The sequence below is a fragment of the Cellvibrio sp. ATLC23 genome, from assembly GCF_057196725.1.
Genome location: NZ_JBXUOS010000009.1, coordinates 119,283 through 137,682 on the forward strand (window position 1 = coordinate 119,283; position 18,400 = coordinate 137,682).

An 18,400-nucleotide genomic window follows, 5' to 3' on the forward strand; every position below is an offset into this window, starting at 1 on the left:
GAAAATGCCGTGAGTCATATGAAAACATTGGTTGGAATTCTGTTAATGACTGCTTTAGTCAGCGGCGCTGCTGTTGCCAGCGATGAAGCCGTGCAGTCGCGTATTGCGCCAGTGGGCGGTAGTTGTATGCAGGGTGATGAATGCGCTGCCGCTCCTGCACCCGCTGCTGCTGCGGGCCCAAAGTCCGGTAAAGATGTCTACGGTAGCTTTTGTACCACTTGTCATGGCGCCGGTGTAATGGGGGCTCCCAAACTAGGTGCTGCCGCCGACTGGGCGCCGCGGTTGAGCAAAGGGTTGGATACGCTCTACACCCATGCAATTGGTGGGTTTAATGCTATGCCGCCTAAGGGAATGTGCGCCGCTTGCTCCGATGATGAAATTAAAGCTGCAGTGGATTACATGCTGGACGGCAGTAAGTAATCAGTTCAGCACTATTGATGCAAAGGCGGCACTGAGCCGCCTTTGTTGTTTTTGTCGCGACGATTAATCAAACAAATTGAGCAGGTTGGACAGCGTTTCTTCACCCTTAGCGATATTCTTTTCCGGGCTCTGCTCGCCAAACCCCTCCCATTCCACATCTTCTTTTGGCAGCTCATCCAAAAAACGGCTGGGGGTGGTTTCGCTCATTTCGCCAAACTGTTTGCGTTTTCCGGCCAGTGTCATCGACAAGGTGCGCTGGGCGCGGGTGATGCCAACATAAGTCAGGCGTCTTTCTTCTTCTATATTATTGTCTTCAATGCTGTTGCGATGGGGCAGTAAATCCTCTTCCATACCCACCATAAACACATGGGGAAACTCTAAACCCTTGGATGCGTGTAGTGTCATGAGTTGCACCTGATCGCTTAAGTCCTCTTCCTCTTGACGCTCCATTAAATCGCGCAGCACCAGTTTGGCGATGGCATCTTCAATACGGGATTCTTGCTCCTCATCGTCATTGGCATTTTTATCCAGACTTTTTTGCAGTGACTCGACCAGATAGAACACATTCTCCATGCGCTTCTCGGCCGCTTTACTGCTCGCCGAGTTTTGGTGCAGCCAACCTTCGTAATCTATGTCGCTCAGCATCTCGCGGATGCTATCAACGGGTTTGTCGCCGCGACAGTTGTGGGTAATCTGTTTGATCCAGTGCGCAAAACGCTGCAAACGCTCCAGGTTTTTTTCAGGAATGCGACTCTGTAAGCCCATCTCATCCAAAGCAGCAAATAAACTGATTTCCCGTTCGCTTGCATAACTGCCCAAGGCTTCCAGCGTGCTGGTGCCGATCTGGCGACGGGGGGTGTTGATGATGCGCAAAAAAGCATTGTCATCATCCGGATTAACAATCAGGCGCAGATAAGCCATCACATCCTTGATTTCAGTTTTGGCAAAAAACGAAGAGCCGCCACTGATTTTGTAGGGAATTTGGTGATGCTGGAATTTCATCTCTAGCAATCGCGCTTGATGGTTGCCGCGATAGAGCACGGCAAAATCGCGGAACTTGTATTGCTTTTGCAGGCGCTGGGTGATGATTTCGGTGGCGATGCGCTCGGCTTCGGCCTCTTCGTTTTTGCAACGCAGCACACGAATCGGGTCGCCCAAACCCATTTCGCTCCAGAGCGCCTTATCGAATTCGTGCGGGTTGTTGGCGATGAGATGGTTGGCTACCCGCAGGATGCGGCTGGTGGAGCGGTAATTCTGCTCCAGTTTGATCACGCGTAAGCTCGGATAATCCTGCTTGAGCAGGCTCATATTTTCCGGCCGCGCGCCGCGCCAGGCGTAAATTGATTGATCGTCGTCTCCCACCACGGTGAGCGCGCCGCGATCGCCTACAATCAGTTGTACGAGTAAATATTGGCTGGAGTTGGTGTCTTGGTATTCATCTACCAGCAGATAGCGGATCTTGCGTTGCCAGCGGCCAAGTACCTCCGCATTGGTTTGAAATAGCTCCACCGGGATCAGGATTAAATCGTCAAAGTCCACTGCGTTGTAGGCGCGTAGCGCTTGGTTATAACGTTGGTAAATGATGGCGATGGTCTGTTCAGCGGGACTTTGCGCCATGCTTAGTGCACGCGCGGGGTTAACCAAATCATTTTTCCAGTTAGAGATTTGGTATTGCACCGTATCCAGATGATCGCTATCCAGATCGCCTTCTTTTAGCATCAGCTCTTTGAGCAGTGAGCGAGCGTCTTCGGAATCAAAGATGGAAAAGCCAGGTTTAAACCCCAGGCTTTTGTGTTCGCGGCGGATGATGTTGAGGCCGAGGTTGTGGAAGGTGGATACAGTGAGTCCTCTGGACGCACTGCCTTTCACCAGTTTGCTGGCGCGCTCTTTCATCTCGCGTGCAGCTTTGTTGGTAAAGGTGAGCGCAGCTATGTGACGTGCAGGCATATCGCACTGCTCGATCAAATAGGCGATCTTACGGGTAATCACGCTGGTCTTGCCGCTGCCGGCACCGGCCAGTACCAGACAGGGGCCATCGATATAGAGCACGGCTTCTTTTTGGCGTGGATTGAGTTGAGTCACAGTGGCGGCCTTAAGCAGAAGGGTGAGCATTCTAACAAGCTCGCTTGCGCATGCAACGTTGATCTTGGCTGCTATAACCACAAGGCAAGACAGGAAAGGTTCTAGCTGTTATTTGTTATATCGCAAAGCGTTTAGTTTGCTCGGTGCGACTGTTACCATGATGTTGATTTGTGTGCGGGATTTTGTGCCCAACAAGCGCTTGAAAGGGATCGAGAGCAATGGACAAGAAAATAAAAATTTTATTTATTGATCGTGAGCAGGGCGAGTATCTGCTCATCGCTGAAGTGTTGTCGCATATTCGTCATGTTGAGTACGAACTTGTCTGGTGCGATCAGCTGGATCTCGCACTGAATAAAATTTTATCGCAAGAATTTGATGTGGCGCTGCTCGATTATTATTGGGGCGATTCCAATGCGCGCGAACTGTTAAATACCGCTCGCGTGCAGGCCTGTCAGACACCGATTGTAGTGATGACCGATGAGATGGAAACCGAGGTGGATCGCGAAGCGATTCGCGCCGGAGCTGCCGATTATTTAATTAAAGGTCAGATCGATCACCTACTTTTAGAGCGCACATTGCGCTATGCCATCGAGCGCAAACAAACCGAGCAACACCTCACTCGCCTCGCACATTACGACCCTCTTACCGATGTGCCCAATCGCATTTTGTTTCGCGATCGCCTCGAGCACGCAATTCATTTGGCCGAGCGCGATAGCGCCAGTTTTACTTTGATGTTTATCGACCTCAACGGCTTTAAACAAGTTAATGATAATTTTGGCCACGACGCGGGCGATGCGATTATTCGTATCTGTGCTGAGCGGTTAAATGCCTGTTTGCGCCGCAGCGATTCTGTCGCCCGAATGGGGGGCGATGAATTTACGCTGTTGCTGCAAAAAATTGCGATCAATACCGATGTTGCACACATCGCCGAAAAAGTTATTGGCGCGATTGAGCGGCCTGCTGACATTAATGGTCATGAAGTGGTGGTGGGCTGCAGTATCGGTATTGCTATTTATCCGCAGGCGGGGCGCGATGCCGATACCTTGCTCAAGCACGCCGACATGGCGATGTATAAGGCCAAACAGGAAAGTGGCAGCAGCTATCGATTTTTTACCGAAATGATGAATCAGGACGTGCGCCGTCAATTATTGTTGGAGTCTGATTTACGTGCGGCGTTAAAAAAACAACAGTTTATATTGCACTACACTCCGCGCGTTGATGTCACTTCCGGCAAAGTCATAGCGCTTGAAGCTCTGTTGCGCTGGGACAAACCCGGTGTGGGTATAGTCAATGCGAGCGATTTTATCGCCACTGCAGAAGAAACGGGCATTATTACTGCTTTGGGTTACTGGGTGATACGTCAGGCCTGCAATGATTTAAAAATGTTGCAAGAGTTTTGGGATGGCCCGTTGATGATGGCGATTAATCTCTCCATGCGTCAATTCAAGGATGACAATCTGGTGCATGAAGTTGCGCAGATTTTTGCGGACAACGATATTCAGCCGGGCGATATTGAATTTGAAATTACCGAAACAGTGTTTGCCGATAATATAGAGTTGGTGTCGCTGTGTATGCGGCCACTGTCTTTTTTTGGGATTAATTTTTTGCTCGATAGTTTCGGTGCGGGCAATTCATCGCTGTTGCATTTACAGCGCTTGCCGATCAGCACAGTGAAGATTGATTTGGGCTTTTTGCAGGAATTAAATCGCAGTCATACCGACAAACGGTTAGTTTCGGCCATGATCACGCTCGCGCACAATCTTGGAAAATTGGTGGTGGCTGAAGGTGTGGAGACTAAAGAAGAAAAAGAATGGCTGAAGGAAATGGGCTGCGATTTGATGCAGGGCTATTATTTTTCCGCGCCCAAGTCCTACGCTGAAATTATCAATTGGTTGCAGATGTCGGCTTCACATCAGCATTTAATGCTGAACTGATTTAGGTGCTGCTGCTCTGGCGATCCAGTGTACGATAACTCAAGGCTTCACTGATATCCACGGTATTAACCTGTTCACGGGCGGCCATATCGGCCAAGGTGCGCGCCAGCTTTAGTACGCGATGATAAGCACGTGTCGATAGCCCCAATTTTTCAATCGCCTGTTCCAGCAGGGCTTTGTCCGCAAGTGTAAGTTCGCAGTGCTGCTCTAATTCGGGTGCGCTCAATTGGTGATTGGCTTTGCCCTGCCGCGCGATTTGCCGCGCACGCGCCTGCTCCACCCGCGCGCGAATGACGCTGCTGCTGTCCCCCTGCGTTTTGTTCTGCAATTCGCCTTGGCGCAGACTTCTCACTGGCACGTGCATATCGATGCGATCAAGCAGGGGGCCGGAGATCTTGTCGCGGTAGCGTCTAACCTGGTCGGGCGTGCAGCGGCAGCGATTGGCGTCGCTGCCGTGATAGCCGCAAGGGCAGGGGTTCATTGCGGCCACCAGCTGAAATCGTGCGGGGAAACAAGCTTGGTTGCGCGCGCGTGAGATGCGTACCTCGCCACTTTCGAGCGGTTCACGCAGTACCTCGAGCACTTTGCGCGGGAACTCGGGTAATTCGTCGAGAAAAAGCACACCGGCGTGGGACAGTGAAATCTCCCCCGGTTTGGGATTGCTGCCACCGCCAACCAGCGCAATTGCCGACGCTGTATGGTGTGGGGCGCGAAAAGGGCGGCGGCGCCCGTGGTAATCCTGCCCTTGTGCGGCGACTGAGTAGATCGCCGCGACATCTAACATTTCCCGCTCGCTCAGGCCCGGCAGTATTCCCGGTAAGCGGCTGGCGAGCATAGTTTTTCCGGTGCCCGGTGGGCCGTAAAACAGCAAGTTGTGACCGCCGCTGGCCGCGATCTCCAGTGCCCGTTTGGCTTGCGACTGGCCTTTTACGTCGAGAATATCGAGCATATCTTCAGTGAATTTGCCGTCATCCTGGGTATATTCGGCTTGCTTGAGTAGTTCGCGTTGGTGCAAGTGCGCGCAGACCTGCAATAGGTTATCTGCACCAAATACGCGCGTAATACTGCTAAACGCGGCCTCTTTGGCATTGGCGTTACTGATAATCAAGTCGCGTGCCGCATCACCACAGGCAAGCGCTGCCGGTAGCGCCGCGCTAATAGGGCGCAATTCGCCGGAAAGTGCCAGCTCCCCCAAAAATTCGTAGTGCGCTAACTGCGCCACAGGGATTTGACCTGATGCGGCGAGTATGCCGAGTGCTATGGGTAAATCGTAGCGCCCACCCTCTTTGGGCAAATCAGCGGGCGCTAGATTGACGGTGATGCGCTGGGCGGGAAATTCCAAATGGCTGTTGATCAGCGCGCTGCGCACCCGATCTTTGCTTTCTTTTACTGCTGTTTCGGGTAGGCCGACGATGGAGAGGCTGGGCAAGCCATTGGAGATATGTACTTCAACGGTAACTTGCGGGGCATCTATGCCGAGTTTGGCGCGTGAGTTTACGATGGCGAGAGACATGGACAATCCTTGTGGTTGTTTTTGAACAGTTTTTTTATTTCGCCACAAACCTTGCAGCGAAATATTGGCCGACTATAAAGCAATCAGTCGGCATAAAACAATTGGCTGTTGGGCCTTTCTTTATTGTTCCAGGCGCGTCAGTTCCTGTTCTAGTGCTTCCAGTTTTTGGCGGGTGCGCAGCAACACCGCCGTTTGTGCGTCAAATTCTTCGCGGGTAACCAAATCCAGTCGCGCCAGTGCTGCCTGCAGTGCGAGATGTAACTCGCGCTTGGGGATGAGGCGCTCGGCATTGGGGAGTTGTGTGTGCAGCTCTTCCAGTAAGCGCTGCGCTAGATCATTTATCATCAAAGGTTATCCTGTCAGTAAATTTATTGCAGTCTACCTCCTGCCCAATCCCGCTGCATCCATCGTTTATCTCCTGTTTTGTTAATTTGCCGGCAGCTGTGGCTGTCAAATGTTGCTTTTGACGTCGATGTGCATAAATGGTGCTTGCTGTTTATTGCATTGCTCAAAAATGGTGCAACACTTGTATGCGAACTTGGATATTTTTGCGTCTCGCTATGGGGGTATATCGTAACATATTGATTTTTATCGGGTTTATGAAATTGGCCTGCTCTGTGCAAAATTGCAAATGAATCATTTACGAGGCTAGGTTAGTTGTTTTCGCATTGTTTGCGTTGCCCAAAGTGTTCAGGTAACCAGGTTTGTGCGATATCCACTCACCTCTTGATAGTTTTTCCGGTGTTTCCCGCACCTCCAGGTGCGGGGATTTTTTTAGGAGCGGGATGAATGAAATTGGTAACAGCGATCATCAAGCCATTCAAATTGGATGTGGTGCGTGAAGCACTCTCCGACATAGGTGTGCACGGCATGACCGTGACCGAAGTAAAAGGTTTTGGTCGTCAGAAAGGCCATTCCGAACTCTACCGTGGGGCAGAGTACGTGGTGGATTTTTTGCCGAAAACCAAAGTGGAGATTGCCGTCTCAGACGCTGAAGCTGACTCAGTGGTTGAGGCTATCAGTAAGGCTGCCAACAGCAGCAAGATTGGTGACGGCAAAATCTTTGTATCTGATTTGGAGCAGGTGGTGCGAATTCGTACCGGCGAAACCGGCGACCAAGCGTTGTAATTCACTTTAATAAACAGACGGGGAAAGACCAATGGAAGAGAATATTTTTCATCTTCAGTACGCGATGGACACCTTTTACTTCTTAGTATGCGGTGCCTTGGTGATGTGGATGGCGGCTGGTTTCGCCATGCTCGAAGCGGGCTTGGTGCGCGCTAAAAACACCACTGAGATTTTGACCAAAAACGTAACGCTCTACGCCGTTGCTTGCACTATGTACATGGTGTGCGGTTATGCCTTTATGTACGGCGGCGACTTCTTCCTGTCTGGTATCGCCAGTGTTGATGTTGATGAAACCTTGAAGGGCTTTGCCGAGCGCGAAGATGGTTTCACCGGCGGCTCTATCTATTCCGGCGCATCAGATTTCTTCTTCCAGGTAGTGTTTGTTGCGACGGCCATGTCGATCGTTTCAGGTGCTGTTGCTGAGCGTATGAAGCTCTGGGCATTCCTGTTGTTCGCAGTTGTGATGACCGGTGTTATCTACCCAATCGAAGGTTCCTGGACTTGGGGTGCCGAAGGCATGTTTGGTTTGAACATCGATGACCAATTTGGCTTCAAAGACTTTGCTGGCTCAGGCATTGTACACATGGCGGGTGCCGCTGCGGCGTTGGCTGGTGTGCTGTTATTGGGTGCGCGTAAAGGTAAATACGGTCCAAACGGTGAGATTCATGCAATTACCGGTGCAAACCTGCCCTTGGCAACTTTGGGTACATTCATCCTGTGGATGGGCTGGTTCGGTTTCAATGGTGGTTCTGTATTAAAGCTGGGCGATATCGCTAATGCTAACTCTGTTGCTATGGTATTCCTCAACACTAACGCTGCTGCTGCTGGTGGTTTGATCGGTGCGTTGTTGGTTGCCCGTATTCTATTTGGTAAGGCTGACTTGACCATGGCGCTCAACGGTGCCCTTGCTGGTTTAGTTGCCATTACCGCCAGCCCGGATACTCCAAGTGCTCTTGCTGCAACAGTGATTGGTGTGGTTGCTGGTGTGCTGGTAGTGTTCTCTATTCTTAGTTTGGATAAAGTGCGTATCGATGACCCAGTAGGTGCTATCTCTGTGCACGGTGTGGCCGGTTTGTTTGGTTTGTTGGTTGTACCTTTCACAGCTGAAGGTACTACTTTCTTTGGTCAGTTGGCGGGCGCTGCGATTATCTTTGCTTGGGTGTTCGGTGCTAGTTTGCTGGTCTGGTTTGTGATCAAGTTGGTGATTGGTATCCGCGTCTCTGAAGAAGAAGAGTTCGAAGGTGTGGATATTGCTGAATGTGGTATGGAAGCTTATCCAGAATTCACTCGCAGCAAGTAACATTCATCGCCACTGCCAAATCGCTTAAGATTTGGCAGCAGTAAAAACTCTATCCGCTATAAAGTTGTTGTTGATGTGCGAAGCTTGGGTGTATCTTAACCCCAAGCTTCCGGATTCAGACTAATCGCAAATTGGTATGAATTTCCGGCACCGGCACTCACAAAACTCCAGCAAAGGAATTAATAATGAAACTGATTACCGCTGTTGTAAAACCGTTCAAACTCGATGATGTGCGCACTGCATTATCTGACGTAGGCGTTCAAGGCATGACTGTGACTGAAGTAAAAGGCTTTGGTCGTCAAAAAGGTCACACTGAGCTGTATCGTGGTGCTGAATACGTTGTAGATTTTCTGCCGAAAGTAAAAATTGAGTTGGCTGTAGATGACTCAATGGTCGAGCAGGCAGTAGAGGCTATTACCAAAGCGGCACAGACTGGAAAAATTGGCGATGGTAAAATTTTCATCGCTCCGCTCGATGAAATTATTCGTATCCGTACCGGCGAAACCGGTTCCGATGCTGTTTAATTGAGCAGCTAGGCACAACTTTATTAAGTTGTTGTGAGTAACAAAAACGCCACTTATACCGTGGCGTTTTTTTATGGTTTAGTATTGATGCTCGATTTCGATACTCTTCGAGCTATTGCTAAACAACCCTAAAAAATAATTTCCGATTATTTTTTAGGGTAAAAGTTTTTGTAAGCTATGGCGCAATTGTTTGATAAAGCGGCGCTGCTGAATAAAAAAATAGGTTGGCAGCGCGACCAACATCAAAATAAGTGCGCTGGTTTGCTGTGACATGCCCAGCGCTGGCCGCAGCACCAGAACAAACAAAAAGCACAGACTTAGCATAATAGCGGCGCTAACCAGATTGTTGCGCCAGTTTTTCATTTTATGCTCTGTGGCAAAGGCATTTTGGTAAGCCTGAGTGAGCAGCGCTTGTTGTTCTGCTGGCTCCATTGCTGCCAATTCTGGAAAATGTTTTGCAAGTTGTTTGTAGTTCATAAGCTTAATAAATAGTCGTTTGAAGGGTACTTGGCGTGCAAAAATTTAGCTATAACTGAAGCTTTTCTGTAACTTTTATTCACGCCTCTGATGGGTGCTAGACTTGCTTAAGGTTAATAACTAAAATCCGCCGCAATGGCTGTTGGTAAGACAAAAAAAGCCTAAAAATTCATCACCAAATATCATGACGTTTAAAAGAGTCTGCGCTATAAATTAGCCCAAGCCTTTATCGAAATACGCTAGGCTTTGGTTGGGATGAAAATACTAAGAACTCACATTGTACAAGTTTTCAGGTGACATTATGACTGATGAAGACCCCATTAACGACGAAGAGATTGAAGATACTGGCGTAGAGGGGGAGGACGACGCCGATGAGGTGGACGGTGCGCTCGATAGCGACGAAGTGAGCTATGCCAGTCCGGCCGCCAAGGTGGTTGAGTCTGAAGCACTGGAGGATTTCAGTATCGCCTCGCGTCAAAAGGCGCGCGATGAGCTAGAAGCGCAAATTGCCGCCTTCCTTGCGCGTGGTGGCAAGATTAATGAAGTGCCGGCTAATGTCACCGCTGATCCACCGAAAAAACCGACCCCGGATTATGGTGGTCGCCCTATCTAAAGAGTCTCTATCCTCTGTCGGCCCCGCACTGGGGTCGACGTGTTTTTGCCAGTGAATATCTCTCAATCTTTTTTGCTTTAAATCCATAGGCTTAGCCAATGTGGCCAGGCTGTTTTTTGCGCCGCTGAATGCTGGATTTTTAGCTGCTCATTTGAGTAGAATGGCCGCTCTTTTGCGTAGGTTCGCAGCTGAATTTTTCTCTGTTGCTAACCTGAACCGTCCCGAGCGCGCCTGCACGTGACATCTGATCCCTTGCCAAATAACCAGAGGAGCTCTGTCGAGGTGAATGAATCGCGCGCCTTGCTAAATCTCAATAATTTGTCCAAAACCTATGGTACTAACCGGGTTCTCGATAATTTTGATCTGACTATCTTTGACGGTGAATTTTTTACCTTACTAGGCCCTTCTGGTTGCGGTAAAACGACCGTGCTTAGAATGATTGCCGGGCTGGAAGATACAGACACCGGCGACATTCAATTGGATGGCCACAATATTGGCCAGGTTCCTGCCGAAAAACGCCCGATCAATACCGTATTTCAGAGTTATGCGCTGTTTCCGCATATGACGGTATTCGATAACGTCGCCTTCGGTTTGCGCATGAGCGGCGTAGCAAAAGAAGAAATTGCACCGCGTGTGACCGAGGCGTTGGAGATGGTGCGCTTGGGTGATTTTGCCCAGCGTAAACCGGCCCAGCTTTCTGGCGGACAACAGCAGCGTGTCGCCATCGCCCGTGCGGTGGTGAATCGCCCCAAGCTTTTGTTGCTCGATGAATCACTCTCTGCGCTCGATTACAAACTGCGCCAGCAAATGCAGATTGAACTGAAACGCTTGCAGCGCAAACTCGGCATCACCTTTGTCTATGTAACCCACGATCAGGAAGAAGCACTTTCCATGTCGGATCGCGTAGTGGTAATGAACAAAGGCAAGGTGCAGCAGTTGGGCACGCCGCGCGAAATTTACGAGCAGCCTGCAAACTTATTTGTGGCCAAATTTATCGGTGAGATCAACCAGCTTGCTGGTGAAATTGTGGAAATTGACGGCAATCACGAATACGAAGTGAAAGTGGAGGGGCTGCAGTGGCGTTTGCATGCGGAGCACAATTTTAAAGTGGGTGATAAGGTCAATGTATTGTTGCGCCCGGAAGATGTGCGGGTAGAGTACATTGATGATCCGCATCCCGACCAGTATTTGGTGGGTACAGTTGTCGAGCGCAACTACAAAGGCAAAACGCTTGATTCACTGATTCGGTTGCCCTCTGGTATTGAAGTCATCGCCAGTGAATTTTTTGATGAAGATGATCCCTCGTTCGATTACAGCTTGAATCAAAAAGTCGCGATCAAGTGGGTGCCAGGCTGGGAAGTGGTGTTGCCCCATGAAGTCTAATATTGGTCAATTCCGTTTCTGGGCAATTGGGCTTGCCAGTGTCTGGCTGACGCTGTTTGTCTTGTTTCCCAATGTGCTGGTTGTTTTGACCAGTTTCCTAACGCGCGACCCGCAAGCCACGGTAAGTTTGCCGATCAATGCTGACAGTTACGTGCGCACCCTTGATCTACTGTATTTGCGGGTATTGTGGGACTCGCTGCGCATGTCGCTGTTAGCGATGATTGCTTGCTTACTGATTGGTTATCCCTTTGCGATGGCCATTGTGAGTCTGCCCAAACGCTGGCAACCGGTGATTCTATTTCTGGTGATTCTGCCGTTTTGGACTAACTCGCTGGTGCGTACCTATGCGATTCAATTTATCCTGGGTAATCAGGGCATTATCAATAAAGCCTTGCTTGGTCTGGGGGTGATCGATAAGCCGCTGCAGCTGCTCTACACCCAATTCGCGGTGATTCTCGGTCTTTGTTATATCCTTTTGCCGTTTATGGTGTTGCCGCTTTATTCGGCATTGGAAAAGCTCGACGTGCGTTTGCATCACGCCGCCAAAGATCTGGGGGCTGGGCCCTTAAGCCGCTTTTGGCATATCACTGTGCCGCTCACCTCACCGGGTATTGTGGCCGGTTGTTTGATGGTACTCCTGCCAGCGATGGGTATGTTCTACATCTCTGACTTACTTGGCGGTGCAAAAAATCTGCTGCTCGGTAATGTGATCAAAACCCAATTCTTGCACACCCGCGATTGGCCGTTCGGCTCTGCCTTCAGCGTGATTCTGATTGTGCTGCTCGGTTTTATGTTGTGGCTCTATTTCCGCGCCTCCCGTTTTGTCAGCAAACAAGGAGGACTCAATGGCTCCGATTTTTAGATGGGGATTCACCGGGCTCATCCTGTTTGTAATTTATATCCCCATTTTGGTGCTGGTAGTGAACTCCTTTAATGCATCCAAATACGGCATTAAATGGGGCGGCTTTACCTTCAAGTGGTATGAAAAGTTCTGGAATAACGATGGTTTGATGACGGCAGCGCTCAATTCGCTAACGGTATCCATTGTTGCAGCCACTGTGGCAACCGTGATTGGCACGCTTGCTGCTGTTGCATTACATCGCTATCAGTTCAAAGGAAAGGCACTTTTATCGTCCATGGTGTTTGTGAGTATGCTCACGCCGGAAATTGTGATGGCAATTTCGCTGTTGATTGTGTTTATGGCGCTTGGCATTCAATTAGGATTTATCTCCTTGGTGATAGGTCACATCACTTTTTGTCTGCCGTTTGTCATAGTAGCGGTCTACTCTCGCCTCAAAGGCTTTGATATGAAAATGCTCGAGGCTGCGCGGGATTTGGGGGCGTCAGAAAGCAGTATTTTCTGGAAGATTATCCTGCCTTTGGCATTGCCAGCGGTAGCATCGGGGTGGCTGTTGAGTTTTACCCTGTCGCTGGATGACGTTATAGTCAGTGCTTTCGTCACTGGCCCAGGTTACGAAATCCTGCCGCTGAAGGTTTACTCCATGGTGCGCGTAGGTGTTTCACCCGAGGTAAATGCAATTTCGACGATTTTATTGGTTGTTTCTTTGGTTCTGGTTGTTATTTCCCAACTACTCTTACGTGAGGATAAATAAGATGAAAAAATGGTTGGCTTTGGCCGCAGCACTGTTGATTGGCGGATGTTCCGATAAACCCGAAACCCAAGCTCCTGCAGAAACTACCGCAGCGCCTGCTGCTACAGAAGCGGCGGCACCGGCAGGCCCGCAAAAAGTGGTGATCTACAACTGGACCGAATACATTCCTGCTGCGGTATTGGAAGAATTCACCAAAGAAACCGGCGTCGAAGTTGAGTACGCCACCTACGAAAGTAACGAGGCGATGTACGCCAAAATCAAATTGATGGACGGCAAGGGCTACGATATTGCTGTACCGTCGACTTTCTACGTTGAAAAAATGCGTAAAGAAGGTTTGATTCAACCGGTGAAAAAAGAGTTGCTGACTAACTACGGCAATCTCGACGCCAATATGATGAACAAACCCTACGATCCCAATAATGATTTCAGCGTTCCCTATTTGTGGGGCGCCACCTCCATCGCGATCAATAATAAAGATGTTGATGCCAGCAAAATCACTAAATGGGCTGACTTGTGGAAGCCTGAATACGCTGGCAAGTTGATGATCATGGACGACGTTCGCGACAATTTCTATGTTGGCTTGCGTGTAGCCGGTTTCCAAAACAACAGCACTAACGAAGAAGAAATTAAGGCCGCTTACGAGAAATTAAAAGCACTTTGGCCAAGCATCAAGGTGATCAACTCTGACTCGCCCAAAACCCCATTGATCCAAGGCAACGTCAGCATTGGCGCAATCTGGAACGGCGAAGCCTATATGGCGCAACAAGAGATGGAAGACCTGCAGTACATTTATCCGGAAGAGGGTGCGGTACTGTGGGTTGACAGCTTTGTGATTCCGAAAGGCGCTGCTAATGTCGACAACGCGCACAAATTCATCGACTTTATGTTGCGCGCTGAAAGTGCAAAAGCGGCAATTGAAGAATTGGGTTATGCAGCACCTAACACCGCTGGTATTGCGCTGTTGGACGAAGAGTTGCGGAATAACAAAACGGTATTCCCTGCGGCAGAAGATATTGCCAAAGGCAGTTTCCATCAGGATCTGGGCGATACAGTTTTGGTATACGAAAAATACTGGGAATTGTTGAAAGCGGGTCAATAAGCGCCGGTATTTCAAATATGCAATTCACCTGAAGCGCCAGTCATACGACTGGCGTTTTTTTTGGAACTCATTTCAACTCAGTAAGTATCTGCTAATCCCTAGCGCAAGTCAGAGTGTTATCATGGCCGCTATTATTCGAATAGTGTGAATTTCTATCATGACTTACTCTGCCGCGCGCCCATTGCGTATCGCCACCCGTAAAAGTTTGCTTGCCCTGTGGCAGGCTGAATATGTCAAAGCTGAGTTGGAAAAGCATCATCCCGGCCTGTTGGTTGAATTAGTTCCGCTCACCAGCCGCGGTGACAAAATTCTCGACGTTCCGCTGGCGAAAATAGGCGGCAAAGGCCTCTTTGTGAAAGAGCTGGAGCAGGCACTGCTGGCGAATGAGGCGGATATCGCAGTGCATTCGATGAAAGATGTGCCGATGGATTTTCCTGAAGGTCTGGGGCTGTCCGTCATTTGTCCACGCGAAGATGCGCGCGATGCGTTTGTCTCCAATCGATTTAACTCGCTGGATGATTTACCTCAGGGTGCGGTAGTTGGCACCTCCAGCTTGCGTCGCCAATGCCAATTGTTGGCAAATCGCCCGGATTTAAAGATTAAATTTCTTCGCGGCAACGTACAAACGCGTCTGCAAAAATTAGACGATGGCGAGTACGATGCAATTATCCTCGCCGCCGCTGGCCTGATTCGTCTGGAACTAAAAGAGCGTATTCGCGCTTACATTACACCCGAGCAAAGTTTGCCAGCGGGCGGGCAGGGTGCAGTGGGGATTGAGTGCCGGGTGGACGACGACGCCACTATTGCGTTGCTCAAGCCACTGCATCATCAAACGACCGCCGAACAGGTGCTCGCCGAGCGCGCGCTCAATCGCCATTTACAGGGCGGCTGCCAAGTGCCTATCGCCTGCTATGCTATTCATCGCGGCGATCATTTATGGCTGCGCGGATTAGTTGGCTCGCCCGATGGCAACCAAATGTTGTTTGATGAGATCACCGGTTCGGTTGCCGATGCAGAAAAAATGGGCATCGAATTGGCTGAGCGTTTGCTAGTGGCCGGCGCGGATAAAATTCTCGCTAAGGTTTACGCAAGCGCGGAATAAACCATGGCCGATGCAGCGCAAGATTATTTTATTGTCATCACCCGCCCTGATGCGCAGGCTGCACCTTGGGCTGAGCAGTTGCAAGCGTTAGGTTTTAACTGCGCGCGGGTGAATTTGCTCGATATAGTGGCGGTGAGCGACGCGGAAAAAATTCGCGCCATCAAAAATAGAATTCTGGATGTTGATCTCTATCAGAAAATTATTTTTGTCAGCCAAAATGCGGTAGATTTTGGTATGGCGTGGCTAGAGGATTATTGGCCGCAAATGCCTATAGGCATAGATTTTTTTGCGGTAGGCGCCACCACCGCAAAAAAATTAGCGAGCTATGGCGTGGCCGTGCAAGATTTGGCGGCGAGCACTGGCGGCGGCATGACCAGTGAAGACCTTTTAAGTGCGGAGCATTTACAGCAGGTCGATGGCGAAAAAGTTCTTATTTTTCGCGGCTGTGGCGGGCGCGGTCATCTCGCCGATGAATTGCGTAAACGCGGCGCCAAGGTAGATTATTGTGAATTGTACGAGCGTGTTTTACCTGCGGCAGCGCAGGCCCAATTGCTGCAATTAATTGCCGACACCGAGGCGAGTTCTGCGCAACGGTTGGTGAGCTTACACAGCGGTGAAAGTCTGCAAAATTTGTTAGCGGTGTTGGCGCAATTTGCACCGCCTGAACAGCAAAGAGTGCAAGCATGGATGAACAACAGTGTCTTTCTGGTGCCAAGTGCGCGCATAGTTGCGGCAGCGCAAGCAGCAGGATTCAAGCGCGTTATATGTGCCGAAAATGCCACCGATAAGGCGATGACGGCAGCCTTGCTAGAATATTGTCGCACGCAAGAGTGCATTTTATTACAGGATTAACACAGTGACTGATTCCGATACGACAACTCAACAACCTGCTGCTAGCTCTTCCGTGGCAGTGCCCGCACCAGCAAAAACGCACGTCGCCAGTTTTGCGCTGCTGTGGTTATTTGTAGTGCTGATTGTTGCAGCGGTGTGCTACGGCGCACTGTTCGTTTTGCAACAATCCAAGAATCAACAGCAAATTATTGAAAGCTTGCGCATTCAGGTTGAGCAGCAAGCGCAGGCAACAGAAGCGCGCCAGCAAATGTTGGAAGACAGCTTGGACAAAGAGTTGGTTGAGCAGCAGTCTGCGGTGCAGGCAAGCCTGAATGATCTGGCTGCGCAAGTTAATAGCAATAATGCACGTTTGCTGTCACTGTCGAGTGTCAATCGCGATGAATGGAAACTGCAAGAGGCGCAGTACTTATTGCGTCTCGCCGATCAACGTATTTTGTTAGAACAGGATAGCCAAAATGCAATCGCTCTTGCGCTTTCAGCCGACGATATTTTGCGCGATATGGATCAGGCAGATTTAGTCGGCGTGCGCAAACTGTTGGTTGAGGAAATTGCCGTGCTCAAGCTAGCAGGTGTGATTGATAGGGAAGGTATTTATCTGCGCTTGTCGGCCCTGTCCAATCAAATTGAAGCAATTCCTTTTATTGAACCTTTAGGCAGTCAGAATCAATTGTTAGAAGAGACTGTAGTGCCGCCAGAAGAAACCCTAAAACAAAAAATCACCCGCAATCTGTACGATCTGTTGCATAAGCTAAGTTCTTATGTGCGGGTGCGCGACCACGGCAAAACGATTAATGCAGTACTGCCGCCTGCTGAGCAAAAGTATTTGCAGCAAAATTTGCGTTTGATGTTGGAGCAGGCGCAAGTTGCACTCCTGCGCAATGAAGAAAATATTTATCTTGAAAGCTTGGTAAAAGCGCAAAACTGGATTAATCAATATTATAGCTTGAACGAAAAAGCGACTGCCGTATTGCAAGAGCTGGAGGCATTACAGCAAGAAGAAATCTCTCCTGAATTGACTAATTTCAGTAATTCTTCTGCCGCCTTGACTGAATACATCGCCAAGCGGGAAAAAATGGCTGCAGCACGTCGCGGGGTGCGCTAATGAGACGTCGTCTGTTAAAAGCTATTTTCTTTTTACTGATTGCCTGTGGTCTGGTGTTTTTTCTCTGGCGTGGCGACGGTTATCTGTTAATTGCCTACGGTACTAAAACTATTGAGATGACCTTGTGGGTCGCCGCCTTAGCGCTTGTATTGCTATATGTCGCGTTTTGGTTTGTGCGTAAATTTATGCTCGGCAGTGTGGAGATGGTGCGCCGTTTCCGTGAAATGTTTTTATTTGGCAGTGTTGAGCGCGCACAAAAACGTGCGGCAACCGGAATGGTTGATTATCTCACTGGCGACTGGCTCGCTGCACACAAGAAGTTATTGCGCACACTCGACAAAGTAGAATATCCGCTGGCGAACTATATTGCCGCTGCGCGCAGCAGTTTTGAAATGGGTGATGAAGCTGAGGCCGACAACATCCTCGACAAAGCGCTTGCCCTTGCCCACAGTGAACTACCTGTTGCGTTGACCCGTGCGCGTTTGCATGTGCAGTCCGGTCGCTATGAACAAGCCATCGAAATTCTAAAACCCATCGATATCAAAATGCCACGCCAGGCGGCGGTATTGGATTTGATGCACCATATTTATATTGCGCAGAAAAATTGGCGTGCCTTGGAAGATATATTTCCAGCCATGCGCAAAGCGAAAGTATTATCGAACGTGGAATTTGAAGCGCTGGAGGTGCTGCTCGCCTGCGAAAAAATGCAGGCGCAGAGCGTACAAAGTAAATCTCTACTGATTGCCGAGCGTCTGCCTGCATTGCAAACCCTGTGGAAATCCTATTCGCGCAGCGTGCAAAAGCGGCCTGCGGTAATTGCCGCTTATGCCCAAGCATTGGTTGAAAACTATCAAGATCAGGAAGCAGAAATAATTGTGCGCAAGGCACTTGCTAATACCTGGTATGAGCCGTTAGTGAGCCTCTACGGGCGCCTGCAAGTAAAAGAGATTCACAATCAAATTCGCACGCTTGAAGGTTGGCTGAAAAACAATCCGCAAGACCCAACACTGTTGCTCAGCATGGGGCGTGTTATGTTGCGCAATCAGCAGTGGGAGTTGGCACGAGAGTATTTCCAACGCAGTTTGAATTTGCAAAAAAGCATGGAGGCGAGCATGGAGCTAAGCAATCTCATGGAGAGGCTGGGCGAGCATCAGCGCGCCAACGAATACTATCGCTTGAGTGTTGAGTTAGCAGGTCAGCATCAGGAGCCCAATAAAGGCTGATAATTGCTATTGGCAGAATGTTTTCAATAATGCCG

The 18,400-nt window shown here is 49.5% G+C and carries 18 protein-coding genes; 14 read left to right on the top strand and 4 right to left on the bottom strand.

Annotation, left to right across the window (positions count from 1 at the left end; translation table 11 throughout):
- Positions 1 to 18: 18 nt before the first annotated feature.
- On the top strand, positions 19 to 420 hold the full coding sequence (locus tag AC2CG4_RS14835; RefSeq protein WP_484487069.1) for a c-type cytochrome: 402 nt from the start codon (positions 19 to 21) through the stop codon (positions 418 to 420).
- Between the two features lie 63 nt (positions 421 to 483).
- Here AC2CG4_RS14835 and rep read toward each other — a convergent pair whose 3' ends face one another.
- Positions 484 to 2,502 (bottom strand): DNA helicase Rep, encoded by a 2,019-nt coding sequence (gene rep / locus AC2CG4_RS14840; protein ID WP_484487070.1) that lies wholly within the window; start codon positions 2,500 to 2,502, stop codon positions 484 to 486.
- A 218-nt stretch (positions 2,503 to 2,720) separates the two neighbouring features.
- On the opposite strand from rep, the gene AC2CG4_RS14845 reads away from it, so the two are divergent.
- A complete protein-coding gene (locus AC2CG4_RS14845; RefSeq protein ID WP_484487009.1) occupies positions 2,721 to 4,436 on the top strand; it encodes a putative bifunctional diguanylate cyclase/phosphodiesterase in 1,716 nt (571 codons plus the stop codon).
- 1 nt (position 4,437) lies between these two features.
- On the opposite strand, the gene AC2CG4_RS14850 is transcribed toward AC2CG4_RS14845, so the two are convergent.
- Together AC2CG4_RS14850 and AC2CG4_RS14855 are read right to left on the bottom strand one after the other, a co-directional pair.
- The gene (locus AC2CG4_RS14850) at positions 4,438 to 5,949 is read right to left on the bottom strand and encodes a YifB family Mg chelatase-like AAA ATPase (RefSeq protein ID WP_484487010.1); all 1,512 of its coding nucleotides are present in this window, start codon (positions 5,947 to 5,949) and stop codon (positions 4,438 to 4,440) included.
- A 120-nt stretch (positions 5,950 to 6,069) separates the two neighbouring features.
- The gene (locus tag AC2CG4_RS14855; protein WP_484487011.1) at positions 6,070 to 6,294 is read right to left on the bottom strand and encodes an accessory factor UbiK family protein; all 225 of its coding nucleotides are present in this window, start codon (positions 6,292 to 6,294) and stop codon (positions 6,070 to 6,072) included.
- Between the two features lie 444 nt (positions 6,295 to 6,738).
- Here AC2CG4_RS14855 and AC2CG4_RS14860 point away from each other — a divergent pair, with 444 nt between their 5' ends.
- From AC2CG4_RS14860 to AC2CG4_RS14870, 3 genes are all read left to right on the top strand, one after another.
- On the top strand, positions 6,739 to 7,077 hold the full coding sequence (locus AC2CG4_RS14860) for a P-II family nitrogen regulator (RefSeq protein WP_049631555.1): 339 nt from the start codon (positions 6,739 to 6,741) through the stop codon (positions 7,075 to 7,077).
- 31 nt (positions 7,078 to 7,108) lie between these two features.
- On the top strand, positions 7,109 to 8,377 hold the full coding sequence (locus AC2CG4_RS14865; RefSeq protein WP_484487012.1) for an ammonium transporter: 1,269 nt from the start codon (positions 7,109 to 7,111) through the stop codon (positions 8,375 to 8,377).
- Between the two features lie 185 nt (positions 8,378 to 8,562).
- Positions 8,563 to 8,901 carry a P-II family nitrogen regulator gene (locus AC2CG4_RS14870; RefSeq protein WP_007639554.1) on the top strand — a complete coding sequence of 113 codons (339 nt, stop codon included), beginning with the start codon at positions 8,563 to 8,565 and terminating at the stop codon, positions 8,899 to 8,901.
- Positions 8,902 to 9,054: 153 nt separating this feature from the next.
- Here AC2CG4_RS14870 and AC2CG4_RS14875 read toward each other — a convergent pair whose 3' ends face one another.
- Positions 9,055 to 9,378 (bottom strand): hypothetical protein, encoded by a 324-nt coding sequence (locus tag AC2CG4_RS14875; protein WP_484487013.1) that lies wholly within the window; start codon positions 9,376 to 9,378, stop codon positions 9,055 to 9,057.
- A 301-nt stretch (positions 9,379 to 9,679) separates the two neighbouring features.
- On the opposite strand from AC2CG4_RS14875, the gene AC2CG4_RS14880 reads away from it, so the two are divergent.
- The 9 genes from AC2CG4_RS14880 (at position 9,680) to AC2CG4_RS14920 (ending at position 18,365) form a co-directional block, all read left to right on the top strand.
- Positions 9,680 to 9,991 carry a hypothetical protein gene (locus tag AC2CG4_RS14880; RefSeq protein WP_062059966.1) on the top strand — a complete coding sequence of 104 codons (312 nt, stop codon included), beginning with the start codon at positions 9,680 to 9,682 and terminating at the stop codon, positions 9,989 to 9,991.
- 282 nt (positions 9,992 to 10,273) lie between these two features.
- Complete coding sequence (potA, locus tag AC2CG4_RS14885; RefSeq protein WP_484487014.1) at positions 10,274 to 11,374, top strand: spermidine/putrescine ABC transporter ATP-binding protein PotA; 1,101 nt, start codon at positions 10,274 to 10,276, stop codon at positions 11,372 to 11,374.
- Positions 11,364 to 12,236, top strand: a complete 873-nt coding sequence (gene potB / locus AC2CG4_RS14890; RefSeq protein WP_484487015.1) for a spermidine/putrescine ABC transporter permease PotB — start codon at positions 11,364 to 11,366, stop codon at positions 12,234 to 12,236. The genes potA and potB overlap by 11 nt, the downstream gene beginning before the upstream one ends.
- Entirely contained in the window at positions 12,220 to 12,987 is a 768-nt protein-coding gene (gene potC / locus AC2CG4_RS14895; RefSeq protein ID WP_484487016.1) for a spermidine/putrescine ABC transporter permease PotC, read from the top strand. Before potB ends, potC begins: the two co-directional genes overlap by 17 nt.
- A 1-nt stretch (position 12,988) precedes the next feature.
- Positions 12,989 to 14,086, top strand: coding sequence for an extracellular solute-binding protein (locus AC2CG4_RS14900; RefSeq protein WP_484487017.1), 1,098 nt, complete (start codon positions 12,989 to 12,991; stop codon positions 14,084 to 14,086).
- Positions 14,087 to 14,243: 157 nt separating this feature from the next.
- On the top strand, positions 14,244 to 15,188 hold the full coding sequence (gene hemC / locus AC2CG4_RS14905; RefSeq protein ID WP_484487018.1) for a hydroxymethylbilane synthase: 945 nt from the start codon (positions 14,244 to 14,246) through the stop codon (positions 15,186 to 15,188).
- Between the two features lie 3 nt (positions 15,189 to 15,191).
- Complete coding sequence (locus AC2CG4_RS14910) at positions 15,192 to 16,040, top strand: uroporphyrinogen-III synthase (protein ID WP_484487019.1); 849 nt, start codon at positions 15,192 to 15,194, stop codon at positions 16,038 to 16,040.
- A 4-nt stretch (positions 16,041 to 16,044) separates the two neighbouring features.
- Positions 16,045 to 17,142 (top strand): uroporphyrinogen-III C-methyltransferase, encoded by a 1,098-nt coding sequence (locus AC2CG4_RS14915; protein ID WP_484487020.1) that lies wholly within the window; start codon positions 16,045 to 16,047, stop codon positions 17,140 to 17,142.
- Entirely contained in the window at positions 17,142 to 18,365 is a 1,224-nt protein-coding gene (locus AC2CG4_RS14920) for a heme biosynthesis HemY N-terminal domain-containing protein (RefSeq protein ID WP_484487021.1), read from the top strand. The genes AC2CG4_RS14915 and AC2CG4_RS14920 overlap by 1 nt, the downstream gene beginning before the upstream one ends.
- The last annotated feature ends 35 nt before the right edge of the window (positions 18,366 to 18,400 follow it).

Coding starts and splice junctions, on each gene's coding strand:
- AC2CG4_RS14835 (WP_484487069.1), top strand. CDS start 19: ATGAAAACATTGGTTGGAATTCTGTTAATGACTGCTTTAGTCAGCGGC.
- AC2CG4_RS14845 (WP_484487009.1), top strand. CDS start 2,721: ATGGACAAGAAAATAAAAATTTTATTTATTGATCGTGAGCAGGGCGAG.
- AC2CG4_RS14850 (WP_484487010.1), bottom strand. CDS start 5,949: ATGTCTCTCGCCATCGTAAACTCACGCGCCAAACTCGGCATAGATGCC.
- AC2CG4_RS14855 (WP_484487011.1), bottom strand. CDS start 6,294: ATGATAAATGATCTAGCGCAGCGCTTACTGGAAGAGCTGCACACACAA.
- AC2CG4_RS14860 (WP_049631555.1), top strand. CDS start 6,739: ATGAAATTGGTAACAGCGATCATCAAGCCATTCAAATTGGATGTGGTG.
- AC2CG4_RS14865 (WP_484487012.1), top strand. CDS start 7,109: ATGGAAGAGAATATTTTTCATCTTCAGTACGCGATGGACACCTTTTAC.
- AC2CG4_RS14870 (WP_007639554.1), top strand. CDS start 8,563: ATGAAACTGATTACCGCTGTTGTAAAACCGTTCAAACTCGATGATGTG.
- AC2CG4_RS14875 (WP_484487013.1), bottom strand. CDS start 9,378: ATGAACTACAAACAACTTGCAAAACATTTTCCAGAATTGGCAGCAATG.
- AC2CG4_RS14880 (WP_062059966.1), top strand. CDS start 9,680: ATGACTGATGAAGACCCCATTAACGACGAAGAGATTGAAGATACTGGC.
- potB (WP_484487015.1), top strand. CDS start 11,364: ATGAAGTCTAATATTGGTCAATTCCGTTTCTGGGCAATTGGGCTTGCC.
- potC (WP_484487016.1), top strand. CDS start 12,220: ATGGCTCCGATTTTTAGATGGGGATTCACCGGGCTCATCCTGTTTGTA.
- AC2CG4_RS14900 (WP_484487017.1), top strand. CDS start 12,989: ATGAAAAAATGGTTGGCTTTGGCCGCAGCACTGTTGATTGGCGGATGT.
- hemC (WP_484487018.1), top strand. CDS start 14,244: ATGACTTACTCTGCCGCGCGCCCATTGCGTATCGCCACCCGTAAAAGT.
- AC2CG4_RS14910 (WP_484487019.1), top strand. CDS start 15,192: ATGGCCGATGCAGCGCAAGATTATTTTATTGTCATCACCCGCCCTGAT.
- AC2CG4_RS14920 (WP_484487021.1), top strand. CDS start 17,142: ATGAGACGTCGTCTGTTAAAAGCTATTTTCTTTTTACTGATTGCCTGT.